This window comes from Streptomyces sparsus (assembly GCF_054776295.1).
The window spans coordinates 1-3,392 of the sequence record NZ_BAAHCA010000538.1 but is presented as its reverse complement, the minus strand read 5'-3'; the positions used below and the strand labels follow the sequence as shown (position 1 = coordinate 3,392).

Genomic DNA, 3,392 nt, shown 5'->3' with positions numbered 1-3,392 from the left:
ATCTGGGCCGCGCTCGGCACCGACCGGTGCGACGTGCTGCTGCCCGCCGCGCACCCGCTCGCCGCCCGTGACGTGCTGGTGCGGGCCGACCTGGGCAGCGTCCGGTGGATCTGCCAGCCGCCCGGCACGGTATGCCACGACTGGCTGGTGCGCACCGCACGGGCCGCCGGCCAGGAACCCGTGCTGGCTCACCTGGTCGCCGAGTTCGAGACCCAGCTCGCCCTGGTCGCCGCGGGCCTCGGGGTGGCGGTGGTGCCCAGGCTCGGACGCGGCCCGCTGCCGCCCGGGGTGGTGGTGCGGCCGCTGCGGCCCGCGCCGGTGCGCAACGTGTTCGCGCTGTGGCGTGCGGGGGCGGCCCGCCGCCCGGCCATCACCGAGACGGTGCGGGCGCTCCGCCGCCACTACGGTCACGCCGGCAGCGCTACGGCCCCAGGGGCTTCTGATGCTGCTGTGGCGCCAGAGGCGGAGGGGGAAACAGAGGGGTCCGGAGCGGGGTGCGGGGCTCGGCCGGTGGTGTGAGCTGCCGCACCTTAGGGTGTGTGACGCCCGTTCGCGGGCAGGGCTGTCCGCTGGACGAGCCCGGTGTCTCAGGATGCGGCACCGGATGGGCGTGAAGCGCCTGCTCGGTAAAATGAGCCGACCGAGGGCCCCGGCCAAAGGGTCCGGTGAGACTGAGATACGAGGAGCGCACGTGAGCCTTGTCGTGCAGAAGTACGGCGGCTCCTCCGTCGCCGATGCCGAGGGCATCAAGCGGGTCGCCAAGCGGATCGTCGAGGCCAAGAAGAGGGGCCACCAGGTGGTGGCCGTGGTTTCCGCGATGGGTGACACGACGGACGAGTTGATCGATCTCGCGAGTGAGGTGTCCCCGGTCGCGTCGGGGCGTGAGTTCGACATGCTGCTGACGGCCGGAGAGCGTATCTCCATGGCCCTGCTGGCGATGGCCATCAAATCGCTCGGGCACGAGGCGCAGTCGTTCACCGGCAGCCAGGCGGGTGTCATCACCGACTCCGTGCACAACAAGGCACGGATCATCGACGTCACCCCCGGCCGGATCAAGGACTCGGTGGACGAGGGCAACATCGCCATCGTCGCCGGCTTCCAGGGCGTTTCCCAGGACAGCAAGGACATCACCACGCTCGGCCGCGGTGGGTCGGACACCACCGCGGTGGCGCTGGCCGCTGCCCTGGACGCCGAGGTCTGCGAGATCTACACCGACGTGGACGGCGTGTTCACCGCCGACCCCCGGGTGGTCAAGAAGGCGAAGAAGATCGACTGGATCTCCTTCGGCGACATGCTGGAGCTGGCCAGCTCCGGTTCGAAGGTGCTGCTGCACCGCTGTGTCGAGTACGCACGCCGTTACAACATTCCGATCCACGTCCGGTCGTCCTTCTCGGGGCTGCCGGGAACCTGGGTCAGCAACGAACCACAAGGGGACGAGCCGATGGAGCAGGCGCTCATCTCGGGTGTCGCGCACGACACCTCCGAGGCAAAGGTCACGATCGTCGGGGTGCCCGACAAGCCGGGCGAGGCGGCGGCGATCTTCCGCACCATCGCGGATGTCGAGCTCAACATCGACATGGTCGTGCAGAACGTCTCGGCGGCGTCCACCGGTCTGACCGACATCTCCTTCACGCTGCCGAAGACCGACGGCAAGAAGGCCATCGACGCGCTGGAGAAGCAGCGCAGCGCCATCGGCTTCGAGTCGCTGCGCTACGACGACCAGATCGCCAAGATCTCCCTGGTCGGCGCCGGCATGAAGACGAACCCCGGCGTCACCGCCACCTTCTTCGAGGCGCTGTCCGACACGGGTGTGAACATCGAGCTCATCTCGACCTCCGAGATCCGCATCTCGGTGGTCACCCGGCAGGACGACGTCAACGAGGCGGTCCGCGCGGTGCACACCGCCTTCGGCCTGGACAGCGACTCCGAGGAAGCCGTCGTCTACGGCGGCACCGGCCGCTGACCGGCTGACCGGCCGCTGCCTGCTCGACCGGGGCGGGCCCGCTGAACCTGGCCCGTCGGCCCGGTCAGGCGGACGAGCGGTTGGCGCACGCAGCAACGGGACGGACGCACCCTGCGGGGTGGGTCCGTCCCGTGCCGCGTTCCGGGCCCTTTCCGCCCCGTACCCGCGTTCTCGGCGGGAGGGCCGTTTCCCACGCGATCGCCCTGCTTTCGTCCGCCGGTGCGCGGCGCTGTCCGCGGCGCGCCGGACGGCCCGTCGGCGGCCGTTGCAAGCTTCCGACCGGCCGGTTTGCCGCTGTCCGCAGCCCAGTCCTGTCGCGGACCGCCCTTCGTCATCACATTTGGGTGGTATGTGAACCGTCTGTGATCAAGTTGTGGCGGACGCGGCTTGATCTGGACCAACGGATTGCATGACGATTCTTTCCTGGGCGGTGCAACCAGTTGCGGGGGCCGCGCGTCTTTGCCTCCACTGCCGTGGACGAAGAGGCCGCAAAAACGGGGCAGTTGTGGAGAGGTGGTGCGCACGGTGATGTTCGCGGTGAATGACCCGCGGTCAAGAACACTGCCGAACGCGTACAACCCTGACGGGGGGAAACGTGTCCAACAGGCGTGGCAGACGTACTGGGATTGGCGACAGCACCCCTTCGGCCCGCGCGCGCAGGCGCGAGGGGCGGCGGGGGCATGCCCGTGATAGCGCCCTGGACGGCCTCACGTCCCGCAGCGGCTCCGGCGCAGCGCAAGGACGCTGAGGACGCGATGGCAGCGGGCACCACCGTCGACCACCTCACCGAGACCTACCGCGCCCACTACCGTTCCCTGCTCGGCCTGGCAGCCCTGCTGCTCGACGACACCGCCTCCTGCGAGGACGTCGTCCAGGAGGCGTTCATCCGGGTCCACTCGGCCCGTTCGCGGGTCAAGGACCCGGAGAAGACGCTCGCGTACCTCCGGCAGACGGTGGTCAACCTGTCCCGCTCGACGCTGCGTCGGCGCATCCTCGGCCTGAAGCTGCTGTCGAAGCCGATGCCCGACATGGCCAGCGCCGAGGAGGGCGCCTACGAGCGCATGGAGCGCGACGAACTCAAGCAGGCCCTGCGCGGCCTTCAGCGACGACAGCGCGAGGTGCTGGTGCTGCGCTACTTCGCAGACATGACCGAGGAGCAGGTGGCCGGCACGCTGGGAATATCGCGCGGCTCGGTCAAGGCGTACGGGTCCCGCGGTATCGCCGCCCTGCGCGTGGCCATGGAGACGCCGGTATGACCCCGGACAAGGACCACCGCCCTTCCGAGGACGGCCCCGAAGACCGCCCCGAGAGCCGTGCCGCCGGCCCCGGGGAGGGCGGCGAGCGGCGAACCGGCGACCAGGGCGGGAAACAGGGCCCGCCCGCAGGTCAGGAGCCGGAATCCCCGGGCCGCGGCCAGGCCGACGGCCCG

Annotated in this window: 3 protein-coding genes; all 3 read left to right on the top strand. The window is 70.1% G+C overall.

From position 1 onward, the window contains the following. Positions 1-519: LysR substrate-binding domain-containing protein (locus tag ACYVE9_RS19840; RefSeq protein ID WP_461029231.1), on the top strand; the 519-nt coding region annotated here is incomplete at its 5' end. A 172-nt stretch (positions 520-691) separates the two neighbouring features. After that, complete coding sequence (locus ACYVE9_RS19835) at positions 692-1,963, top strand: aspartate kinase (protein ID WP_461029230.1); 1,272 nt, start codon at positions 692-694, stop codon at positions 1,961-1,963. Between the two features lie 608 nt (positions 1,964-2,571). Beyond that, complete coding sequence (locus ACYVE9_RS19830) at positions 2,572-3,219, top strand: SigE family RNA polymerase sigma factor (RefSeq protein WP_461029229.1); 648 nt, start codon at positions 2,572-2,574, stop codon at positions 3,217-3,219. Positions 3,220-3,392: the final 173 nt, after the last annotated feature.